This window comes from Candidatus Nanosynbacter sp. TM7-075, from assembly GCF_022828255.1.
Classification (GTDB): Bacteria; Patescibacteriota; Saccharimonadia; order Saccharimonadales; family Saccharimonadaceae; genus Nanosynbacter.
In genome coordinates this window covers 113,795-133,916 of the sequence record NZ_JAJQJW010000002.1, presented here as the reverse complement: position 1 = coordinate 133,916, position 20,122 = coordinate 113,795, and the positions used below count along the sequence as shown (strand labels likewise).

The 20,122-nt window shown below is 44.0% G+C and carries 20 protein-coding genes; 19 read left to right on the top strand and 1 reads right to left on the bottom strand.

Annotated features, from left to right (window positions below):
* Positions 1-12: 12 nt before the first annotated feature.
* Entirely contained in the window at positions 13-1,953 is a 1,941-nt protein-coding gene (priA, locus tag LRM42_RS02215; protein WP_243816587.1) for a replication restart helicase PriA, read from the bottom strand.
* Positions 1,954-1,992: 39 nt separating this feature from the next.
* On the opposite strand from priA, the gene LRM42_RS02210 reads away from it, so the two are divergent.
* The 19 genes from LRM42_RS02210 (at position 1,993) to ileS (ending at position 20,096) form a co-directional block, all read left to right on the top strand.
* On the top strand, positions 1,993-2,652 hold the full coding sequence (locus tag LRM42_RS02210) for a phosphoribosyltransferase (RefSeq protein ID WP_243816586.1): 660 nt from the start codon (positions 1,993-1,995) through the stop codon (positions 2,650-2,652).
* Positions 2,653-2,716: 64 nt separating this feature from the next.
* Positions 2,717-3,019 (top strand): helix-turn-helix domain-containing protein, encoded by a 303-nt coding sequence (locus tag LRM42_RS02205; RefSeq protein WP_129632285.1) that lies wholly within the window; start codon positions 2,717-2,719, stop codon positions 3,017-3,019.
* On the top strand, positions 3,019-4,647 hold the full coding sequence (gene recJ, locus LRM42_RS02200; RefSeq protein WP_243816585.1) for a single-stranded-DNA-specific exonuclease RecJ: 1,629 nt from the start codon (positions 3,019-3,021) through the stop codon (positions 4,645-4,647). The genes LRM42_RS02205 and recJ overlap by 1 nt, the downstream gene beginning before the upstream one ends.
* A 94-nt stretch (positions 4,648-4,741) precedes the next feature.
* Positions 4,742-5,278: a hypothetical protein gene (locus LRM42_RS02195; RefSeq protein ID WP_243816584.1), complete on the top strand. Its 537-nt coding sequence runs from the start codon at positions 4,742-4,744 to the stop codon at positions 5,276-5,278.
* A gap of 43 nt (positions 5,279-5,321) precedes the next feature.
* Entirely contained in the window at positions 5,322-5,537 is a 216-nt protein-coding gene (locus LRM42_RS02190; RefSeq protein ID WP_039326918.1) for a 30S ribosomal protein S21, read from the top strand.
* A complete protein-coding gene (locus tag LRM42_RS02185) occupies positions 5,537-5,995 on the top strand; it encodes a GatB/YqeY domain-containing protein (RefSeq protein WP_243816583.1) in 459 nt (152 codons plus the stop codon). Before LRM42_RS02190 ends, LRM42_RS02185 begins: the two co-directional genes overlap by 1 nt.
* Positions 5,996-6,003: 8 nt before the next feature.
* Entirely contained in the window at positions 6,004-6,561 is a 558-nt protein-coding gene (locus LRM42_RS02180) for an adenylate kinase family protein (protein WP_129634944.1), read from the top strand.
* Entirely contained in the window at positions 6,558-7,325 is a 768-nt protein-coding gene (map, locus tag LRM42_RS02175; RefSeq protein WP_129744655.1) for a type I methionyl aminopeptidase, read from the top strand. The genes LRM42_RS02180 and map overlap by 4 nt, the downstream gene beginning before the upstream one ends.
* Positions 7,326-7,372: 47 nt before the next feature.
* Positions 7,373-8,599: a cell division protein FtsA gene (gene ftsA, locus LRM42_RS02170; protein ID WP_243816582.1), complete on the top strand. Its 1,227-nt coding sequence runs from the start codon at positions 7,373-7,375 to the stop codon at positions 8,597-8,599.
* A gap of 37 nt (positions 8,600-8,636) precedes the next feature.
* Positions 8,637-9,830 carry a cell division protein FtsZ gene (ftsZ, locus tag LRM42_RS02165; RefSeq protein WP_243816581.1) on the top strand — a complete coding sequence of 398 codons (1,194 nt, stop codon included), beginning with the start codon at positions 8,637-8,639 and terminating at the stop codon, positions 9,828-9,830.
* Positions 9,831-9,835: 5 nt separating this feature from the next.
* Entirely contained in the window at positions 9,836-10,291 is a 456-nt protein-coding gene (nrdR, locus tag LRM42_RS02160; protein ID WP_129632309.1) for a transcriptional regulator NrdR, read from the top strand.
* Positions 10,291-10,548 (top strand): hypothetical protein, encoded by a 258-nt coding sequence (locus LRM42_RS02155; RefSeq protein ID WP_243816580.1) that lies wholly within the window; start codon positions 10,291-10,293, stop codon positions 10,546-10,548. The genes nrdR and LRM42_RS02155 overlap by 1 nt, the downstream gene beginning before the upstream one ends.
* A complete protein-coding gene (locus LRM42_RS02150) occupies positions 10,541-11,149 on the top strand; it encodes a vitamin K epoxide reductase family protein (RefSeq protein ID WP_243816579.1) in 609 nt (202 codons plus the stop codon). Before LRM42_RS02155 ends, LRM42_RS02150 begins: the two co-directional genes overlap by 8 nt.
* A 72-nt stretch (positions 11,150-11,221) precedes the next feature.
* Positions 11,222-13,642, top strand: coding sequence for an RCC1 domain-containing protein (locus LRM42_RS02145; RefSeq protein WP_243816578.1), 2,421 nt, complete (start codon positions 11,222-11,224; stop codon positions 13,640-13,642).
* 8 nt (positions 13,643-13,650) lie between these two features.
* On the top strand, positions 13,651-14,358 hold the full coding sequence (locus LRM42_RS02140) for an LPXTG cell wall anchor domain-containing protein (protein WP_243816577.1): 708 nt from the start codon (positions 13,651-13,653) through the stop codon (positions 14,356-14,358).
* Positions 14,359-14,417: 59 nt separating this feature from the next.
* Positions 14,418-15,074, top strand: coding sequence for a hypothetical protein (locus LRM42_RS02135; protein ID WP_129745502.1), 657 nt, complete (start codon positions 14,418-14,420; stop codon positions 15,072-15,074).
* Between the two features lie 105 nt (positions 15,075-15,179).
* Positions 15,180-16,169 carry an Fn3-like domain-containing protein gene (locus LRM42_RS02130; protein ID WP_243816576.1) on the top strand — a complete coding sequence of 330 codons (990 nt, stop codon included), beginning with the start codon at positions 15,180-15,182 and terminating at the stop codon, positions 16,167-16,169.
* Positions 16,170-16,197: 28 nt separating this feature from the next.
* Positions 16,198-16,884: a LiaI-LiaF-like domain-containing protein gene (locus tag LRM42_RS02125; RefSeq protein ID WP_243816575.1), complete on the top strand. Its 687-nt coding sequence runs from the start codon at positions 16,198-16,200 to the stop codon at positions 16,882-16,884.
* Between the two features lie 302 nt (positions 16,885-17,186).
* Entirely contained in the window at positions 17,187-20,096 is a 2,910-nt protein-coding gene (gene ileS, locus LRM42_RS02120; protein WP_243816574.1) for an isoleucine--tRNA ligase, read from the top strand.
* Positions 20,097-20,122: the final 26 nt, after the last annotated feature.

The window sequence follows — 20,122 nt, the reverse complement described above, 5'->3', positions numbered from 1 at the left end:
TTATACCAGAAATTACAGTAGACTTACAGGGTCAAGCTCGTACTGCCAGTGTGACGATGGCAGGAAGTTTAAGACGTCAAGAAGCTCTTGTCGTTTGGGGCTTTTTATTACGATTTGCCATCGATATGTATCGCGGACGCGTTCATAAAAAGCGGGCGTTGGTCCAAAAACTTCAATGTTGTCAAAATTGGATTTTAATAGTTCGGACAATTTTTTAGCGTTCCTTATGGCGGCGGCTTCGGTTTTATAAACGCAAGTCAGTTTTAATAAGTAAGTAAAAGGTGGAAAGTTGGTTTTTTGTCGTTGGGATATAGTTCTTTGATAAAATTCTGTATAGTTTTGAGAGAGTCCGTTTGTGATGGATGGGTGACTTGGCTGGTATGATTGGACGACGACTTCCGTTGGCGTGCTTGACCTGCCGACGCGACCGACGACTTGGGCGAGCAATTGAAATGTTCGTTCGGGCGATGAATAGTCAGGGAGAGAAAGTCCGGTGTCAGCTTGAACGACCCCGACGACTGTTAAATGTGGTAAATCTAGTCCTTTGGCGATAACTTGCGTGCCGATAATTATATCTATTTCGCCATTTTTCAGTTCATCATAACGCTCGTCCACGGTAGCTTTCAAATCGGTGTCTTTATCAAATCGAGCAATTTTTTTGTTCGGGAATAACCTCTGTAATTCGTCTTCAATTCGCTTAGTTCCGATACCTTTGTGGATGATGTCGGCGTTTTTACACTCAGGACAACTAGTAGGAACTTTGATCGAAAAACCGCAAATGTGACATGACAATTTATGACTATCCGCGTGCAGAGTGAGCGGAATAAAACAGCGTGGACAACCAGCCTGCCAGCCGCAGTTATCGCATAATGTGATTGATGCCGTGCCGCGTCGATTGTGAAAAATAAGAACTTGCTCATTTTTTGATAGAGCTGTGTTTATAGATTTCAAGAGTGGGTCGGAGAGGAATTGATGTTGAGTAAAATTGTTGCGCTTTGTCATATCGACCAGCGTCACGTTGGGGCGAACGGTGTCTGGTCTTGCTGGTTTTGTCATTGTAATGATTGGTGTGTTTGATTTTTTGGCAATGTAATAGTCGGCGACTGCTGGGGTGGCGCTACCTAAAATTAGCTTGCCGCGATGTTGATTTGTAAGAACTGAGGCGACGCGAAGAGCTGAATATCGAGGAGACTGCTCCTGCTTGAAGCTCGGTTCATGACACTCATCAATTACCACAAGTCCAAGTTGTTGCACGGGCGCAAAAAGGGCAGACCGTGGACCGATGATTACTACTGGATCATTTGAGCCAATAACTCTTTTCCAGGTTGCATATCGTTGAGCTTCGGTTTGCTTGGAATGAGTAACAATAACATTTGGCAGATGAGCGGAAAATTCGGCAACTAGTTGTGAGGTTAAGGCAATTTCGGGGACTAAAATTATCGCCGATCGCTCTTCTTCTAAGGCTTGTTTGACGGCTTCTATGTACACTAGGGTTTTTCCTGAGCCAGTTACGCCATGTAAAAGCACTGTCCCGGAATGGAGATTTTCGATGGTCTGGAGGGCTGATTTTTGCTCATCTGTGAATACATTTTTTGTTCGATTTTCTGCTGGATTAACTGGGGTGGACTGGTTAATTGAGCGACGTTTTTTGGATAATCCGCTGGGTAAAATTGTTTGCCAGACAGTCGCTTGGTGTGTGGCGTAATATTTGCTCATCCATATAGCAGTCTGAACGAGTTCGATTGGCAAGGGATATTCTTCAACGATTTTACTAATTGGCTTGGCTTCAAAATCTGGTTGGCGAACTTCTTGTAGAACTACACCAATAGCATTGATTTTGCCGATTTCTATAGCAACAATCATTCCGGTCGGCAGTCTTTCTTCCGAAGAATACGTAAACGAACTTGCATCGGCGCGGACGATTCTTGTTGGCGAAACCAAATAGTAATGCATGTTCATATTATATCGCGAAAAAAATGCTAAAATAAGCATATGTATTTTGAGAGTCGTTCGCAGGCTGGGGCAATTCTGGCTGATCAAGTACTGGAAAAGTATCGCTATGAAAACTGCGCGGTGGTTGCAATTGGCGAAGGTGGCGTGCTGATTGGTGAGCAAATTGCAGTGAAACTTCATTGTGTTCTTATGATGTTGCTTAGCGAGGGGATTGAGATTCCTGGGGAAAGTTTAAGCATCGGGGCGATGTCGCAGTCTGGGCAATTTACGTATAATAGTCAATTTTCTGACGGTGAAATTAATGAATATACTAGTGAATTTCACGGTTATCTGGAAGAGAAAAAGCGCGAGGCTCATCAGAAAATGAATAGGCTTTTGGGCGATGGTGGAATCATTGATAAGGATATGTTGAAGGATCGGGTGGTGATTTTGGCGAGTGATGGTTTTGGTGATGATTTGTCGGTTTTGGACGTGGCTTTGAGTTTTCTGAAGTCAGTTCGGATTGAGAAATTGGTGATTGCGGTGCCGTTTTGTGGCGTGGCAGCGGTGGATAAATTGCACATGACGGTTGATGAAATGCATATCTTGGATGTGAAGGAGAATTTTATGGGATTAAATCATTATTATGAGGATAATATATTGCCGTCCAAAGAGGAAACGATAGCGAAAATTAATCAGGTTATTTTGAATTGGAAGTAAAAAACTTGTCGGGTGTTGTAAAATTGTGATAAACTTTAATTAAGAAAGATGCGTTAGGGAGGTTATGTTAGACGTTTTTATTACATCTAGGGTGCGGCGAAAAATTGTAGTAGTATACGCTAAGTATCCTGATTTTCACACACATGTTCGCGGGTTAGCAAAGCTAATTAAGGAAGATCCCGGAAATATTCAGCGAGAGTTGAAGCGATTAGAAAAGGTTGGATTTTTGCAGAGTGAAAAGCAAGGTAACTCACGTACGTATTTCACTAATAAACAATTCCCAATTTTTAAGGAATTGCAAAGTATGGTGATTAAATCTCAGCAATATTCAGCGCGATCAAAGCGCGGCATGGCTGATAAAGACTAATGACATTATTTGAGAAAATTTTAGCGGCTCGAGGCTTGACTACGCGTGCGGCGCGTGAGGAATTTTTGCATCCGAATTACGCGTCAGTAAAGCATGATCCGTTTTTATTACCAGATATGAGAAAAGCGGTGGACCGCTTGAAAAAGGCGCACACTGAGGGTGAGAAAATTGTTATTTACGGCGATTACGATATTGATGGGCTGAGTGCAACGGCAATTTTATTGGATGCGTTTGGCAAGTTTGGCTTTAAGGAAGTTGGTGCATTTATTCCGAACCGGTTTGTTGAGGGTTACGGAATGACGATGGGCGCCGTTGATAAGGTGCGAAATATGGGCGCGGATTTAATTGTCACAGTTGATACGGGAAGTTTGTGTCATGCGGAAATTGAATATGCATCGAGTTTGGGGATTGATACGGTAGTGACTGATCATCATAATGTTGCCGAGACTCCACCGCCGAGCGTTGCTGCAGTTAATCCGAAGTTTCCTGGTCATAAATATCCGTTCCGCGATTTGTGTGGTGCGGGCGTGGCGTTTAAATTAGTTCAGGCTCTGCAAACTGAGCTGGACGGGTTGCCAGATGGTTACGAGAAGTGGCTATTGGATCTGGTGGCGCTGGGAACGGTTTGCGACATAGTTACGTTGGCGGATGAAAATAGGGCGAATGTCTATTGGGGCTTGGAGGTTTTGAAAAAGCAGAGGCGTCCTGGTTTGAAGGCGTTGATGTCGGTGGCGGGAATTGATCCAGAGAAGGTTAATGCTAGACATCTGGGATTTGGTCTGGGTCCGCGAATGAACGCGGCGGGTAGGCTGGAAACGGCGCAATATGCTCTGGATATGCTGACGGCGAGTGATGGACTGGAGGCGTTGGAGGCTAGCGAAAAGCTGGAAGAATTGAATATCAAACGTCGCAGTATTCAGGATGAGATTTTTGACGAAGCTTGCCAGCAGGCGGACAATATGACTGATGATCGAGTTTTGGTGGTGAATAGCGGAAATTGGAATCACGGAGTCATTGGCATTGTGGCGTCAAAGTTGGTTGAAAAATATAAGAAGCCGGTTTTTATAATTGGCGAGCGTGGTGACGAGGCTACGGGCTCGGCGCGAAGTTTTGGTGATTTTTCCGCGGCTGACGCGGTTCGTGCAGCTGACGACATCATTATTAAAGGTGGTGGTCACGGAGCGGCGGCGGGTGTGACGCTGGCGACCGAGAGAATCGACGATTTTAGGCGACGAGTGAATGAGTTTTACGATTCGTTACAATTAAAAAATCAGGAATTATATTTGCTGCCGAGGGCTGACGTGGAGATCGACGATTTTTCGGGAATTAATGAAGAGCTGATTGATAATTTGGCAAAGATGGAGCCGTTTGGCAATGGTAACGCGGAGCCTATATTGAAGATAACCAAAGCGACGGTTTTGAGTGTGAGGAGAATGGGTGTGGACGGGCAACACGTGAAATTGACCTTGCGTGATAAAAATAATATTACGCTGCAAATGTTGGCATTTAACGCACCAGAGGAATTTTTCCGAGAGGCGGGAGATGTGGCGTCTGCATGGTTTCAGCCAACCATAAATGAGTGGCAGGGAATGAAGTCGGTTGAAGGGCGATTGTTGTATTTGGCTTAGGCGTAATAGTTGCGTTCCGTATAGAGTAAATATATTATTAGAGTGTATTAATATTTTTGGGTGGAAGGAAGGATTTTTTGGGAGGTTTGGTAATATGGAGTTTTCTAATAGCGGCAGTGAAATTATATATCAGAAAGATACACATACTAGCCTGGGGAGGGTAGCGCTAAAGTTACTGACTAATTATCACGAAGATACACGCTCGGAGCTGCCTGGCAAAGCCTTAGCGGATCTTAAAGAAGAGTATGATGACGTAGCGGGTAAACATAAGGAATTCGCTGAACATTTGAATGAAGCTTCTAGCTTGAGTTCTTTAGTAGCAGCTGCTGGTCACTTAATTTCCCTAAAGGACGTAATGTATGAGATAAATAATGGCGTTCAATTGTCTTTATCCAGTGATGCGAATGGAGAAGTTCCTGGCGATTCGGCTTTGCCAGAAAATATTCCTTGTGACCTTGCCAAAGTTAAAATTTCTGAAAATGATGATGGTACGTATACTGCCAAGATCCCTGTTACAGAACACAGATTTGACTGTAATAGGCATATACGGGCTGATGTGACCACTTATACTATTACGTTTACTCCTGATGGTGAGGTATTAAATCTCACGTCAAAGAAGGTGAAGGGATAATCTAGTTGGCAAATACTTTCTCATCTGTTATAATGTTTGCAGTATGGTACAAGTAACACGTAAAGATCAGAAGGAAGCGAACGAAAATATCATTCGTCGTTTCAACCGCAGGGTTTTACAAAGCGGTGTTTTGGCTCGCGCTAAGAGCGTTATGCGTTTTGAAAAACCAATTTCAAAGACCGAGCGTCGTAAAAAAGCTATTATTCGCCGCGAGCGACGAGCTGAAAAAACGGCAAAAATGCGCCTAGGGGTGCGTTAATGTCTGCGCTAAAAGAGCGCATTACTAGTGAAATGAAAGCCGCTCTATTGAGCGGCGATCGTTTTCGTGGTGATGTTTTGCGTAATCTAAAGGCAGCAATCTTAAACGAAGAAGTTTCTTTGGGCAAGCGAGGAGACGGCTTGGATGATGCTGAAATTGAAAAAGTCGTTGCTCGAGAAGTGAAAAAGCGCGTCGAAAGTGCGGATTTATATCGAAAGAATGACCGTGCAGAGTTGGCGGAACCTGAAGAAAAAGAAGCGGAAATTTTACGAGAATTTTTGCCAGAGCAACTTGGTGAAGCGGAAATCTCAAAGATTGTAGAAGAAGCTATTGCGAATATGGATGATGTTTCAATTCAGAAAATGGGACAAGTTATTGGCGCGGTAAAAAGTAAGGTCGGCAATGCTGCGGATGGCGCGTTGGTAGCAAAAATTGTTAAAGAAAAACTCACAAAATAGGAGGAAAAATGATTGTATTTTTTGGGCCGGCGGGTGCTGGTAAGAGTGTGCAGGGGCAGATTTTAGCGGCGCGTCATGGTTGGCGTTGGCTTAGCGCTGGACAGTTATTGCGCGACACTCACGATGGCGAATTGATTCATCGTATGCAATCTGGCGAACTGGTGCCGATGGAAACCATCAACGGCTTGATGGGCGAGGCTCTTAATAAAGCTAAGGATATTAATGGTGTAATTTTGGACGGCTATCCAAGACAATTAGAACAAGCTAAATGGCTGATTGAGTCGCGTTCACATCACGGAAAAGACGTTAAGTTGGTGATTGTGCTGGAAGTTCCGCGCGATGAAATTTTGGAGCGTTTGAGGGTTCGCGGTCGAGTTGACGACACGCCTGAGGCAATTGACAAACGACTCAGTATTTATCGAGGTGAAATTTACCCAATTCTGGATTATCTAAATGACAATGGTGTTCCAATTGTACATATGAGCGGCGTTGGAACTGTCGGGCAAGTTCATGATGAAATTGAGAGAGAGCTGGTCAGTCGCGGCATTGTTGAGGGCGTAAAATGAGCCAATTGATCACCGGAGAAAAAACGCCGCAACAGATGAAAGATATGCGCGAGTGCGGCAAAATGCTTGCGACAATTTATGATGAGTTGAAAAAATCCGTAACGGCTGGAATGAGTGAGCTGGACGCTAATGATTTTGTAGCCAAGCGAATTAAAGATTTTGGCGCAGAGGCGACTTATCTTACGGACGAAGTGAAGTTCCCGGGAGTGATTTGTATATCGACGAATGAGCAATTGGTGCATTCTTTCCCGACCGAATATGTTTTTGAAAAGGGCGACGTGGTCAGTTTCGATTTGGTGATTGGCTATCGTGGAATGAAAACGGATAGTGCTTTTACTATGGTTGTTGATGAAGAGCCTAAGGGTGCGAAGAAACATTTATTGCACGCAACAGAGCAGAGTTTGTATGCGGGAATTGACGCGATAACTGGCGATGGAACGCGAGTTGGTGATATTTCAGCGGGAGTGGAAGCTGTGTTGAAGAAGGCTAAACTTGGTATAATTCGTGAACTAGTTGGTCATGGCGTGGGGCTGAGTATGCATATGGAGCCAGAAATTCCGAATTACGGCAGGCGAGGAACTGGCCCGATGTTGCACGCTGGCGACACAATTGCAATTGAACCGATGGCGAGCTTGGGCGGCGAAAAAATTATTACCGACAGCGACGGCTGGACAATTAGCATGAAAGATGGCAGTCTGGGTGCGCATTTTGAACATACGGTATTGATTACCGAAACTGGCGCTGAAATTCTGACGAAGCTTTAGGCTAATTCGCTTGCCAAATTATAGGCATAACCTGTATAATAGAGCTTATGCAGGAGCAATCTCGATATGTGGTAGGAATTGATATTGGCACGAAAAACGTGCGCTGTGTCGTTGGTTATATTGACGCAGAAAATGGTGCGCCAAAAATTGTTGGCGTCGGTGAAGCGCCGAATAGCGGAATGCGAAAGGGGACTGTAACGAATTTGAGCGGTCCAGCTGAGGCTATTGATAAGGCGCTGGAACCAGCTGAGCGAATGAGCGGCCATCAGATTAACGCAGCCACGTTGAGTATTAACGGATCTCATTTATTGAGTACAAAAGCCGACGGAATGATTACCGTTGGAACCGTTAATAATGAAGTTACGCACGATGATATATTAAGGCTGGAGGAAGTTGCTACAACTGGAAAAGTGCCACAGAATAGAGAGATTTTAGATATTATTGCGCACGCGTATAGGCTGGATGGTCAGGATAATATTAAAGATCCAATTGGTATGACTGGCGCGCGTCTGGAAATTAGGGCGAATGTCGTGTCTGGTTTGGTTCCACACATTACTAATTTACAGAAGTCGGCGGAAATGGCTAAGGTTGAGGCTGTGTCTGTTGTTCCGTCGGTTTTGGCGGCAGCTCAATCCGTTCTTACGGAAAGTCAGCGTGAAAATGGCGTTGCGGTGATTGATTTTGGTGCGGCAACTACAGGAATTGCCATTTACGAAGAGGGCGATTTGCAACATCTGGCGGTTATCCCAATGGGCGGCCAGAATGTAACGAATGATTTGGCTATTGGGCTTAGGACAGATCCGGAAATCGCGGAAGTTGTGAAATTGGCGAACGCGAGATTTGGCGGCGACGTTTTGGGCGAAGTTGAAACGAAGGTTGAAAAGCAGACATATAAATTTAACCAAGAAGAAATTGACGAGATTGTCCAAGCGCGATATGAAGAGATTTTTGAAGCAATTGCTAAAGAATTGAAGCGAGCTGGGCGACTAGGAAAACTGCCGAGCGGCGTTGTGCTGGTTGGCGGTGCGGCGAAAGTCAAGGGTATGGTGGAGTTCACGAAAGATCAATTGAGTGTGGCGGCACGCTTGGGTGTTCCGGCTGGCTATAGCGGAGTTAGCGATGAAGTAAAAGGTGCGGAATTTTCGGCTGCGGTTGGTCTGATGTTGATTGACTCTATGGGCATTTCGCAGCAGGTAAAACCGATAGTTGGCGCAAATGATGTCACTAAAAAAGCTGGCGGTTTACTCAAAAATATTTTCGCTAGATTTAAATAAATGATATACTTTATGTAAGGATTAAGAGAGGGAATATATGCCGCAAATACAACCAAGTGAAGTTCAAACATTTGCCAGCATAAAAGTCGTCGGTGTCGGCGGCGCTGGTGGTTCAGCTATTAACCGAATGAAAGACGCTGGTCTAACTGGCGTTCAGTTCATTGCTATGAATACGGATGCTCAGGCGTTGCATAATTCGAAGGCTGACATAAAAATTCACCTTGGTCGTGACGCAACTAATGGTTTGGGCGCTGGTGCTGACCCTACTGTCGGCGAGGCTGCGGCTAATGAATCTCGTGACGAAATCAGGGAAGCGCTAGAAGGCGCGGACATGGTATTTGTGACAATTGGTGCTGGTGGCGGAACTGGTTCTGGTGCTGGCTATGTCGTGGCAGAAGTGGCACGCGAGCTTGGTATTTTGGTGGTTGGCGTGGCAACTCGACCGTTTAGCTTTGAGGGTGAAAAGCGCCGAGTTAACGCGGATTGGGCGATTTCTCACTTGGGACGCGAGGTTGATACCTTGATTACTATTCCAAATGACAGATTGTTGCAAACGATTGATCGTCGAACGCCGCTACTAGAAACATTTAAGATTGCCGATGATGTTTTAAGGCAGGGTGTTCAGGGTATTTCTGAACTGATTACTGAGCATGGTTTGATTAACCTTGACTTTGCTGACGTTAAGGCGATTATGAGTAATGCTGGTTCGGCATTAATGGGAATCGGGCGAGCGAGTGGTGATGACCGAGCGGTTCAGGCGGCGCAACAAGCTATTGAAAGTCCGCTAATTGAGGTGTCGATTGATGGCGCCAAGGGTGTGCTATTCAATGTAACTGGCGGCTACGACATGAGTATGGCAGAAATTCAAGAAGCCGCAGAAATTATTACTAGCGCTGTTAGTCCGAATGCCAACATTATTTTTGGTGCGACTTTGAAGCCGGAGATGGAAGACGAGCTGGTTATTACGGTGATTGCGACAGGATTTGATAGTGATACGTTCCGCCAGCAGGAAGTTAGTTTGACTGTAGGCGACGACACGAAACCCGCCGAAACAGAAGTTGATGACGAAATGGTTAAAAATATTGACCTAGAGTTGGATAAGGAAGAACCTGCCGAAAGTTTTGCAGCTGAACCAGAAACTAATATTTGGGAAACTCCAACCGTTGAAGCTGACGATGATGAGGACGATACGCCGGCATTTCTGAGGCGACGAAAGAAGAACAAGGAGTAGATAAAATGGTATTTAATATCGGCAATAGTCGCGTTATTGAATCACGCGAAGTTTCTGACGGTGCCGCAATTCGACGTCGCAGGGAAACCCCAGATGGCAAGCGATTTACTACGTATGAGCGAGTTGAAAAACCGAATCTAGCGGTGATAAAGAAAAACGGCGATCGCGAACTGTTTGACCGAGTGAAATTGGCGAATTCTACGCGCCGTTCGGTCGGAAAATTCTTTAAGTCTGATGAGGAAGTCGATAATATCATTACGGCGGTTGAAGACTCTTTATACGCGCTGGGCGAATCGGAAGTTACGTCAAAACAGATTGGCGATCAAGTTTTGGACGAGCTAGAAAAACGCAACGAAGTGGCGTATGTTCGTTTTGCTAGCGTTTTTTACGAGTTTAAGACGTTGGATGATTTTGTGGAGATTTTAGCAAAGCGACGCAGTAAGGGCGAGCGGGAATTATAATGCGAGTAGTTGTGATTTATCGTTCGGAAAGCGATTATGCGCGTCAAGTCTCAGACTTTTTGCGTGATTTTAGCCGACAAACTGGTCAGGTTTTAGAGGAAATGAGTCCTGATTCTGTGGAAGGCAATAATTTTTGCGAAGTGTATGACATTGTGGAATACCCAACAATTATCGCGCTGAGCGACAGTGGTCAACTGCAGAACCTTTGGCGTGGCTTGCCACTACCAACAATTAGCGAAGTGAGTTTTTATGTTTAGTAAAATCAAAAACTGGTTATTCCACGAAGATTTGAAAAAGCAAAATTTGGCGGCGTTTATAATGCTTGTCGGTAGTGGTTTAGGGTTATTGGCGTCATTCGTATTGTCTATTGAAGCCTTAGAACTAGCAAAAAACTCTCATGCTGTATTAAGTTGCGATTTTAGCTCGGCTCTGAGCTGTTCGGCGGTGGCGAATCATTGGTCGGCGGCTATTTTAGGATTTCCAAACAGTTTTATCGGCGTGATGACTTTGCCTGTTATGGTAACAATTGCAGTGGCGTTGTTGGCGGGAGCAAAGTTTCCGAAGTGGTTTATGCAGGCGGCGCAGGCTGGTGCTATCATCGGAATGATATTTGCTATTTGGATGTTTTATATGAGCTACGTTGAAATTGGTGTACTTTGTCCATGGTGTTTGACCTTGGATCTTGGAATGCTGATGATTATACTCGGTTTGACGCGCTATAATGTTCTACAGAAAAATATCTCTTGTCGTTGTGCGCAGAAGATCGTTGGTGGTGGATATGATGTGCTTACTATAATATCGTTGGTTGTCGTGGTAATTGTCGCGATAATCGCCAAATTCGGCAGCCAATTGTTCTAGTTTTGCTTGCTTTATATAAAGTGCTTATGTTATATTTATGACGTATATTTATGCTCAATTTATACCACCACTATGGAACATAATAGAACGTTATCAATAATAAAAGACCGTAAAGCCAAGAGATTTTTTATTCTTGGCGGTTTTATTGTCGTTAGCGCAGCTTTAGGATTTATGTTTTTGATCTCGCAACAAAGTCGTGCGACTATTCCTAGTGGTGGCAAGCAGGTTGAAGTGGAGCAAGTTTCTTATCGGTTATACGAATCGTCCAATGGTATTAATCCAGGCAGTCCGTTGGCAAATACCAACACCGTTGCCACATTACCAAAAGTCGGCGCTGATTTTAGGCTGAGGGTTGGTCTGCAAAATAAGAGTGTATATTTTAAAAAATTAGCTGAGTACGGAAGCGGGTATGAGCATAACTGCGCCATTATGTCGGATGATAGTGTTTATTGTTGGGGTAATGGTCAATATGGAGTTCTTGGTACTAATTCAACCACCTCATCAACGGTCCCAGTACCTGTATATACACAAGACGTACTCAACGGTAAGACTATAAAACAGATTACTACTGGTTATTATCACACTTGCGTAATTGCTTCTGACGATAAAGATTATTGCTGGGGTTATGGGTTGGCTGGAAGACTAGGGGATAATGGTATAGTTCAGAGGAATGCTCCATATCCAGTTAGGGAATTCGCAACCACAGTCGTCTCTCAAATTGCGGCAGGTAATGAGCATACTTGTTCGCTTAACTCGGAGAGAAAATTGTACTGTTGGGGTAGAGGTGTAAATGGAGAATTAGGTCGTGACGTACTCTTAGGTTCAACCACGCCAACAGCAGTTAATATGAATAACTTTGGGACGGAATCGGTTAAACAGGTTGTTGCAGGAGATAAATTTACGTGTGCTTCGACAGTTGAAGGCACAGCATTCTGCTGGGGGTCTAATATTACGGGAAGGACTGGAGTAGGACTTGCTGCTGGTAGAACTCAATATCCTACTGAAGTCAAAGGTTTTAATGGAAAAAAAGTTGAGTCAATATCTGCTGGTGATTCACATGCCTGTGCTGTTATTTTTGGCGGTCAAGAAGTGTATTGTTGGGGAAAAAATACCAAGGGTCAGTTGGGTGTTACAGCAATGGGCTATAGAAATATTGCTTCAAGAGTTTCTTTTGGTAGTAGTATCCTTTCTGGAGGGAAGACTGTTAAAAATGTTTACGCTGGTGGCGAATTTACGTGTATGGTATTAAACACTGGCGAAATTTATTGTTGGGGTGCTAATTCTAAGGGTCAAATGGGTAACGGGTCTATTACGGGATATTTGCCCGCCCCTGTAAAAGTGAATGTTCCATTTACGAGTTCCGGTGAAACTTCTATGTATGCAGGTAAAGACTTTTTATGCGCTTTACGTACAGGTGAGATGTATTGTTGGGGTAATAATAACAAGGGTCAGATAGGGAATGGCCAGTCGAGTAATAGTCCTGTCATGCGTCCTGCGCTAATAGCACCTCCAGGGGGAGCCGTTGAATCCTCGTCAATGAAGCTGCGTGTCGAATATGCAAAAAAGGGTAGCACGGCAACTTGTTCGGCGGTAAGTAGTTCAGATTGGCAAGTCGTGACCGGAGTGTCAAAACTTGCTTATTCTGCGAGCGGTCCCGCTGACGGCACTAATATCAATAGCAACTCGACTGATCCAGAATTGCCGGCAGGAGCTATCGCTTCTCGACCTCAAAGTCTGGTGAGAAAAAGCGGAGTGGCTGGAACGTTCACGAATGCGCAAAAAATATCTGCTGGCGAAGTGGGTGTGTGGGATTTGGCGCTTGTCGATAAAGGGCTTGATAGGAACGAAAATTATTGCGTCCGTGTAGCAACTGACACGACTGTCGCTCCTGGATCTAGCATTGATAGCTACACAATGTATCCAGAATTTAAGACTGCTCCTGGGTCGTTAGATATTCGTTTTAGAGATAATGCTGGCGCTACAATTACGGATACTGGTACGAAGTTTGGCAACTCGACTATAAGTAATAGCAGCGTAGCCACCAGCGCCCTCTTGTCCAACTCAAGCTCGAAGCAAATTGAAGTGACGAATACACAGACCAGCTCTGGGTGGAGTGTTGTGTTGTCGGCATCTGACGGCGCGACCGCCAAGTGGAAGCGAACTGGTGGTACGGAATCGTATATGTTCAACGGCACTAATGGCGATCAGGGATTTCTGTCTGTCAATTTTGGCGCATCATCTGTCTTAGCTTCGGGTAGTTCATTGAGCGGTTCAACTTGCCAAATATCAGGAATATCAAAGGGCGTTGATTCTCAATTTAAGGTAGGGACTGCTACGGCTAACGGCGTTACGTTGATGAGCAGCAGCGGGTCAACTAACCAATTGGGGTGCGCATTTTTGCTACGGAACGTTCGATTAAACCAGACTATTCCAGCATATCAAAAACCAGGAACTTATGAACTACCAATGACATTAACGGTAACAGCGCAATAAGGTTGAGTATGAAAAATAGAGTAAAAAAATTATTCATCGTTATAACATTACTAGCTACTTTGAGTAGTCCTTATTCGGCTTTTGCAGATTCGTCGGCTAATTCTAATTTGTCGCAAGTGATTACTGATTGCGCTCATGATTCCCTGGAAACTGGCAGCCAGATGAATGAGTCAATTTGTCCGATTTTTCCGCCAAAATTCTCTAAGTTTGATTTGGTAAATGGGAAAGATCTGCTGGTGTATGGCGTTTATGATGCGGTGCATACGGTAGCTAATCCCGCGACGGGTCAGCACGATTTGAAGGTTGAGTTTGGTGGTAGGACTTTTGTTTTGGGACGGGATAGCAAGCTTAAAGTTAACGGAAATATATGGGTGTTGGATTTTTCAAATTGGCAGAATAATCATCCAGGTGATAATTTTATGCCGCCAGTTCCAGAATACACCCATAACGGTCGTGTTACAGCTAAACTGAAGGCTAATGCAACATCCCCGGAAATAGTGCGGTTTGCTGATTTTTCATCTACTACTCCGAAAAAGACCGTGGAAAAGACCATTGAAGATGTTATTGGTATTCCAAAGATTGTTAAAGAGATAAGTAAGGCTTTGGCTAATACGGGAATTAATTTATGGATGATTATGGCTGCTGGTATTGGTGTAATTGTTGCGGCGTTCATTATGTTATTTATTGTTAAAAAACAGAAAAAGAGGGATAAATGAAAAAGTAAGCATAATAAGTTATAATGTAATAAATTAAATCAATTAAGTAAGGAGAAAAAATGAAAAAGTTAACATTATTGATCGTTGCGAGCGTAGGCGTGATTGGTCTATTGGGATTGTATAGTATGGCGAACTCCTCTGTTGCTAATGCGGTGTCTACCGCTAATTCTAAGCTTTCTCAGACAATCAACCCTGGAACATTGACTACTGTCATTACCGACACTCCTGGACTCACGCCTGTAAATCCTCCAACATTCGCGATGAGCGCGGTAACTGTTAAGGGGACTGCTCAGCTGTCTACGGGTACGTTTGGTAATAACACGGATCGTATTTATGTATTAAATACAGGCGCTGCAGATAACGGTTGGACTCTGACCCTCAATGCAACTACTCCAGGAACTGGCGTATGGGGTGCAGCAGGTGGTAGGCAGTACAAATATAACGGCACCGCCGCTCAAGGTCGACTAACTGTCGATCCGTCAGCAGGCACGGTTACTCCAGAGTCTGGATCTTCGACTACACTTACCGGTATTACAAAAGGTAGCTCAGCGTCATTTTCTGGAAGCACTCCGATTACCTTAATGTCCGCTTCAGCCGGTGCTGACAAAATATGGGAAGGATACATTACGGGCATTGGTCTAAAGCAGGACATTCCGGCTGGTCAGCTATCGGGTACATACATTCTTCCAATGACTCAAACTGTCACGGCTATTTAATAAAAAAGACTTAGTTTATTAAGCGAGAATAGATATTCTGATGAGTGTCTATTCTTTTATGTGTAACATTGATATAATAAGCATAATAGGTTTTTAAGGAGGGATATGAAGAGTTCGTTGTGGAGTAAGGTTATTGGAGTGGCGATGATTGCAGGGCTGGTTTTGCCTATGTCGGTGTCTGCTAACGGTATTGGTGGTCGACCAGCAAATCCTGATCCGAATAATCCCAGGACAAGCTCAATTTTCATCTATAATCTTTCTGGTGGCGATTCGAAATCTGACCAATTGTATGTTCAAAACGGGTCTGATAAAGAAGAAACGATTGAAGTTTATTCGGTTGACGGTACGGTTACGACGACTGGTGATATGACTTGCAAGGAGAAGTCGGAGGATAAAGTTGGTGCGGGCAAATGGATTTCTGTCTCTAAGAAAGAGGTGACTCTTGGCGCGAACGAGAACACGCTTGTTGATTTTACGGTAAATGTCCCAAGCAAAGCAGATGTTGGCGAGCATAATGCATGTATGGTTGTTCAGCGGAAGGTTAAGCAGTCGTCAAATAATGCTGGCGGCATTCAAGTTCAGACTCGTCAGGCTATCCGTATGGCGATAACAGTTCCTGGTGATATTCACCGCGACGTGACGATTGAGAAGTTTAACGTTAAGAATTCTAACAGTAGTCAATTGTATGAAATCGCCTTAAAAAATTCTGGCAATGTGTCGGCTGATGTTGACGTAAAGCTGGTTGTGAAAGACCCGATGGGGAATGTTGTCTATAAAAACGGTGGCGTGAATGCGATGATTGCGAATGAAACGCGGCAGTTTAATTTTGATAGCAATTTGGCGCCGTTTTGGGGAGGAAAATATAAGGTAGAATTGTCGATTTCCTATAAAAAGAAGGCTGGCGAGTGGGGAATTAGCCAGGACAAAAATGAGCTAATCACAAAAACCGCCGAGCCAAAAGAATTGTTCTTCTGGCCATCAACTACAGCGCTAATGATGATTGGCGGTGGAATACTTTTGTTCATTATTTTGATAGTGATAATTATCATAAAATCAAAGCGGAACAAAAAAACTGTTCAATTTAAAAAACGTTAAGTTTATAAAAAAGTGATAGAATAATTGTATGAAGAAAAGTTCTCTGATTAGAGCGTTTTTGAGCATTGTAGTCGTGGCGCTCGGCGGGGTTTTACTATTGAAGAACCTCGAAATTATTAACATTAGCTGGGATATTTTCTGGGGTACGGTTTGGGCTGCAGGATTTGTATTGTCTGGGCTGGTGAATATATTCAATTATCGAAATAAAACGGCGTGGATTTGGGGATTATTATTGATTGCGATTGGTGTTCTGATTGGCTTAAATTCTTACGGAATAGTTGACGTTAGTGTCTGGAAAGTGTTCTGGCCTGTAGTTTTGATTGCTGCTGGTTTGGCAATGATGTTTAATACTAGTCCTAAGGGTGTTAAGCGTTCTAAAAAGCTGAACAAAGACTGCGCAGGTAATGAGAAGATTGCTTGTTTTTGGGGCGAAGAAGACGCCGTAAAAGGTGATTATACTGGCGGTTCGTTGGTTGCAATATTTGGCGGCGTGGATTTGGATTTGCGTCAAGCAAAGATTAAAGACGGTTCTGTGATTGAAATTTTTACATTTTGCGGTGGCATTAATATTACTTTGCCAGACGATGTGATTGTTAAGAACGAAGTGCGCGGATTTTTGGGTGGAACTGATGACAAAACTCTACCTAAAGATTCTGCCAAAAAGACTCTATATCTGAAGGGTGAGTGTATTTTAGGCGGTCTGGAAATTAAATAAAGTTCTTGGGATTTTGATGAAAACGCGCTACAATAACAGTAGGGCGTTTTCGCGTATGTTGAATTGGCGTGAAATGAGCGGTTATCAGCCGTGAAGTCTGCGGGAAGAAATCGGCATAAAGTCGAGATTAGAACCTGCCGTGAGCTTGCGTAAATAGCAAATAAAGAGCTGAAAGAATCACTTCTTTTGGAATCGAGATGGTACCGTCCGCATAAAACACCTAAGCGGATTCTCGAAGTCAGAAGAGGTGATTTTTAATTGAAAAATAGCTATCAAAAGCCTAAAAATAAGGAGGTAGTACAATGAAATTCAAACATGGAACACGTCGTCGAGCTGTGGAATATGAGAAAGATTGGGTGCAGCGATGGAAAGAGGATGACACATTTAACAAGTCGATCGCGCAGCGTCCTGCTGATAATTCTTGGGTTTTTTATGACGGTCCTCCATTTTTGACGGGAACGCCACATCACGGACATTTGTTGGTTAGCACGGTGAAGGATACGATGGGACGCTTCCACACGATGAAAGGTCAGCGAGTTGAGCGACGTTGGGGTTGGGATTGTCACGGACTGCCAGCGGAGGTTTACGTTGAAAAAACGCTAGGCATTTCTAATAAAAAAGAGATTGGCACAAAAATTAGCGTTTCAGATTATGTCAAGGAATGTCGAGCGGCTATGGTTCGAACTGGCACCGAGTGGGAAGATACGATTGAGCGAATTGGTCGTTGGGTCGAGTTTAAGGGCGCTTATAAAACCATGGATAACAATTACATGGAATCTGTTTGGTGGGCGTTCAAGAGACTTTATGAAGAAGGCAAAATCTACGAAGGCGAAAAGATTTTGGTCTATTGCACAAAGGATGCGACGCCAATTTCTAAGAGTGAAGTGGCTATGGAAAATAGCTATCAAATGGACACCGACCCGAGCTTGTTCGTCTACTTTAAGCTGGAGGATGAGGATGAGTATCTGCTTGCGTGGACGACGACGCCGTGGACTTTGCCGGCAAATACGGTCTTGGCGGTGAATCAGGATGTCGATTATTCTTTGGTGGCGTACGGCGATAAAAAGTTTTACGTTGCAAGCGACCGCGTTGAGAAAGTTATGACGGACGAAAAGCACCAGCCGCTGGAATATTCGATAATTAAGACGATTAAGGGCTCTGAATTGGTAGGTAAAAGATTTGAGCCGCTATTCGAAAATCGTGGGCCGGCTGCGCATAAGATTCTTCACGCCGATTTTGTGACGACCGAGGATGGTACGGGAATTGTTCATATTGCGCCAGCTTACGGCGAGGACGACTATGAATTGTGTCGAAAAAATGACGTTCCAGTGTTATCGTTGGTTGACGGTGATGGAAATTACACGGAGGGCAGATGGTTGGGTCGCAATATTTGGGAAGTAAATAAAGAGATAGCGAAGACTTTACTGGAAGAGGGTCGAGCGCTGAAAATTGAATATATTCGCCACGAATATCCGCATTGTCATCGATGTGGCACGAAATTGATGTATCGTGCTCATCCAAGTTGGTTTATGGATATTCAGAGCCAGAAAAAGGAAATGTTGGAGGCGAACGAGCAGACAAGCTGGACGCCAGACAATCTGAGGACTGGACGATTCCACAACATCATCGAGCAGGCGCCGGATTGGAATTTGAGCCGCGATCGTTATTGGGCAACACCAATCCCAGTGTGGAAGGGCGTGAAGAATGATGGCACGGAAGTGGTGAAAGTGATTGGAAGCTTTGCAGAATTTGAAGAAGTTACGGGTCGCAAGTTGGACGATTATCACTTGCCGCAAGTTATGGACGTTACGTTTGAGTGCGACGGCGCAGAAATGCATCACATCGGTAAGGTTTTAGACTGTTGGTTTGAGTCTGGCTCGATGCCGTTTGCTCAATTCCATTATCCATTTGAGAACAAGGAAAAATTTGAAGCAAGTTTTCCAGCTGACTTTATTATTGAGGCGATTGATCAAACTCGTGGCTGGTTTTATAGTTTAACAGCGGTAAACGTGGCTTTGTTTGGTAAATCTCCATGGAAGAATTTGATTTGTACTGGATTTATCAATGCTGCCGACGGTAAAAAAATGAGCAAGAAGTTGAAGAATTATACCGACCCGATGGAACTTATGAATAAGACTTCGGCTGACAGCTTCCGATTTTTGATGCTTTCAAGTCCACTAACAAACGGCGAAAACTTTGCCTTGGCGGATAAGGATGTCATGGATGTAGCGCGTAAGCTTGGTATGATCTGGAATATGTACGACTTCTTCACGATGTATGCTGAAGTTGACGGCTGGGAGTTTAATGGCGATTTGTCAGATCCGCTTCATGATTTAACAAATCCGTTGGATATTTGGATTGTGTCTAGATTGCATCAATTGATAACAGAGGTCGAGCGAGGTCTTAATAATTACAATCTTCAGGATGCGACTAAGCCGATTTTGCCATTCTTAGATGATGCAAGTAACTGGTATGTCCGACGCAGCCGCCGCCGCTTCTGGAAATCTGAAGATGATGGTGATAAAAATGACGCTTACCGCACGCTCCATTATGTTTTGGTGCGACTAAGTTATATGCTAGCGCCGTTTACACCATTCTTAGCGGAAGAATTGTACCATAATTTGACGGGCGATAATGAGTCAATTCATCTTAAAGATTGGTTGCCAGCTGGTGAAATAGATAATTCAATGCTACGCGACATGAATGCACTGCGTACTGCGGTGAATGATGGCTTGTCGAAGCGCGCATCGGAGGGAATTAAGGTGCGTCAGCCGTTGGCGTCTGTGAAGCTTATCAATACTATTTCTCAGGATACACCAGCGGAAGTTGCGCAGTTCTTGATCGATATTGCTAAAGATGAATTGAACGTGAAATCTGTCGAAATTGTTGCAGATTCAGAGTCTGAGTCGGCGCAACCGAGCGTTGTTTATGACTTAACAATCACTCCTGAACTAAAGCGCGAAGGCTTGATGCGTGAAATCGTTCGCCATGTCCAAAGCGCGCGCAAGCAAGCTGGTCTGCAGATAGATGATCGAATTGTACTGAGCATTTCCAGTGACGATTCTGAAATATCTCAAGCTATTGACGCTTTCGCTGACGTCATTAAATCTGAAACGCTTGCTGTAGAGTTGAATTCTACGGCTGATGAATCAGAAAAATATGATGCCAAAATCGAGGGTAAATTGGTAGAAATTTCCCTGAAAAAGGCTTAAAGGGCAGTAAGTGAAATGAGGATATC

Excerpts from the sequence above, each read along its gene's own strand:
- priA (WP_243816587.1), bottom strand. The coding sequence starts at position 1,953 with ATGCATTACTATTTGGTTTCGCCAACAAGAATCGTCCGCGCCGATGCA.
- LRM42_RS02210 (WP_243816586.1), top strand. The coding sequence starts at position 1,993 with ATGTATTTTGAGAGTCGTTCGCAGGCTGGGGCAATTCTGGCTGATCAA.
- LRM42_RS02205 (WP_129632285.1), top strand. The coding sequence starts at position 2,717 with ATGTTAGACGTTTTTATTACATCTAGGGTGCGGCGAAAAATTGTAGTA.
- recJ (WP_243816585.1), top strand. The coding sequence starts at position 3,019 with ATGACATTATTTGAGAAAATTTTAGCGGCTCGAGGCTTGACTACGCGT.
- LRM42_RS02195 (WP_243816584.1), top strand. The coding sequence starts at position 4,742 with ATGGAGTTTTCTAATAGCGGCAGTGAAATTATATATCAGAAAGATACA.
- LRM42_RS02190 (WP_039326918.1), top strand. The coding sequence starts at position 5,322 with ATGGTACAAGTAACACGTAAAGATCAGAAGGAAGCGAACGAAAATATC.
- LRM42_RS02185 (WP_243816583.1), top strand. The coding sequence starts at position 5,537 with ATGTCTGCGCTAAAAGAGCGCATTACTAGTGAAATGAAAGCCGCTCTA.
- LRM42_RS02180 (WP_129634944.1), top strand. The coding sequence starts at position 6,004 with ATGATTGTATTTTTTGGGCCGGCGGGTGCTGGTAAGAGTGTGCAGGGG.
- map (WP_129744655.1), top strand. The coding sequence starts at position 6,558 with ATGAGCCAATTGATCACCGGAGAAAAAACGCCGCAACAGATGAAAGAT.
- ftsA (WP_243816582.1), top strand. The coding sequence starts at position 7,373 with ATGCAGGAGCAATCTCGATATGTGGTAGGAATTGATATTGGCACGAAA.
- ftsZ (WP_243816581.1), top strand. The coding sequence starts at position 8,637 with ATGCCGCAAATACAACCAAGTGAAGTTCAAACATTTGCCAGCATAAAA.
- nrdR (WP_129632309.1), top strand. The coding sequence starts at position 9,836 with ATGGTATTTAATATCGGCAATAGTCGCGTTATTGAATCACGCGAAGTT.
- LRM42_RS02155 (WP_243816580.1), top strand. The coding sequence starts at position 10,291 with ATGCGAGTAGTTGTGATTTATCGTTCGGAAAGCGATTATGCGCGTCAA.
- LRM42_RS02150 (WP_243816579.1), top strand. The coding sequence starts at position 10,541 with ATGTTTAGTAAAATCAAAAACTGGTTATTCCACGAAGATTTGAAAAAG.
- LRM42_RS02145 (WP_243816578.1), top strand. The coding sequence starts at position 11,222 with ATGGAACATAATAGAACGTTATCAATAATAAAAGACCGTAAAGCCAAG.
- LRM42_RS02140 (WP_243816577.1), top strand. The coding sequence starts at position 13,651 with ATGAAAAATAGAGTAAAAAAATTATTCATCGTTATAACATTACTAGCT.
- LRM42_RS02135 (WP_129745502.1), top strand. The coding sequence starts at position 14,418 with ATGAAAAAGTTAACATTATTGATCGTTGCGAGCGTAGGCGTGATTGGT.
- LRM42_RS02130 (WP_243816576.1), top strand. The coding sequence starts at position 15,180 with ATGAAGAGTTCGTTGTGGAGTAAGGTTATTGGAGTGGCGATGATTGCA.
- LRM42_RS02125 (WP_243816575.1), top strand. The coding sequence starts at position 16,198 with ATGAAGAAAAGTTCTCTGATTAGAGCGTTTTTGAGCATTGTAGTCGTG.
- ileS (WP_243816574.1), top strand. The coding sequence starts at position 17,187 with ATGAAATTCAAACATGGAACACGTCGTCGAGCTGTGGAATATGAGAAA.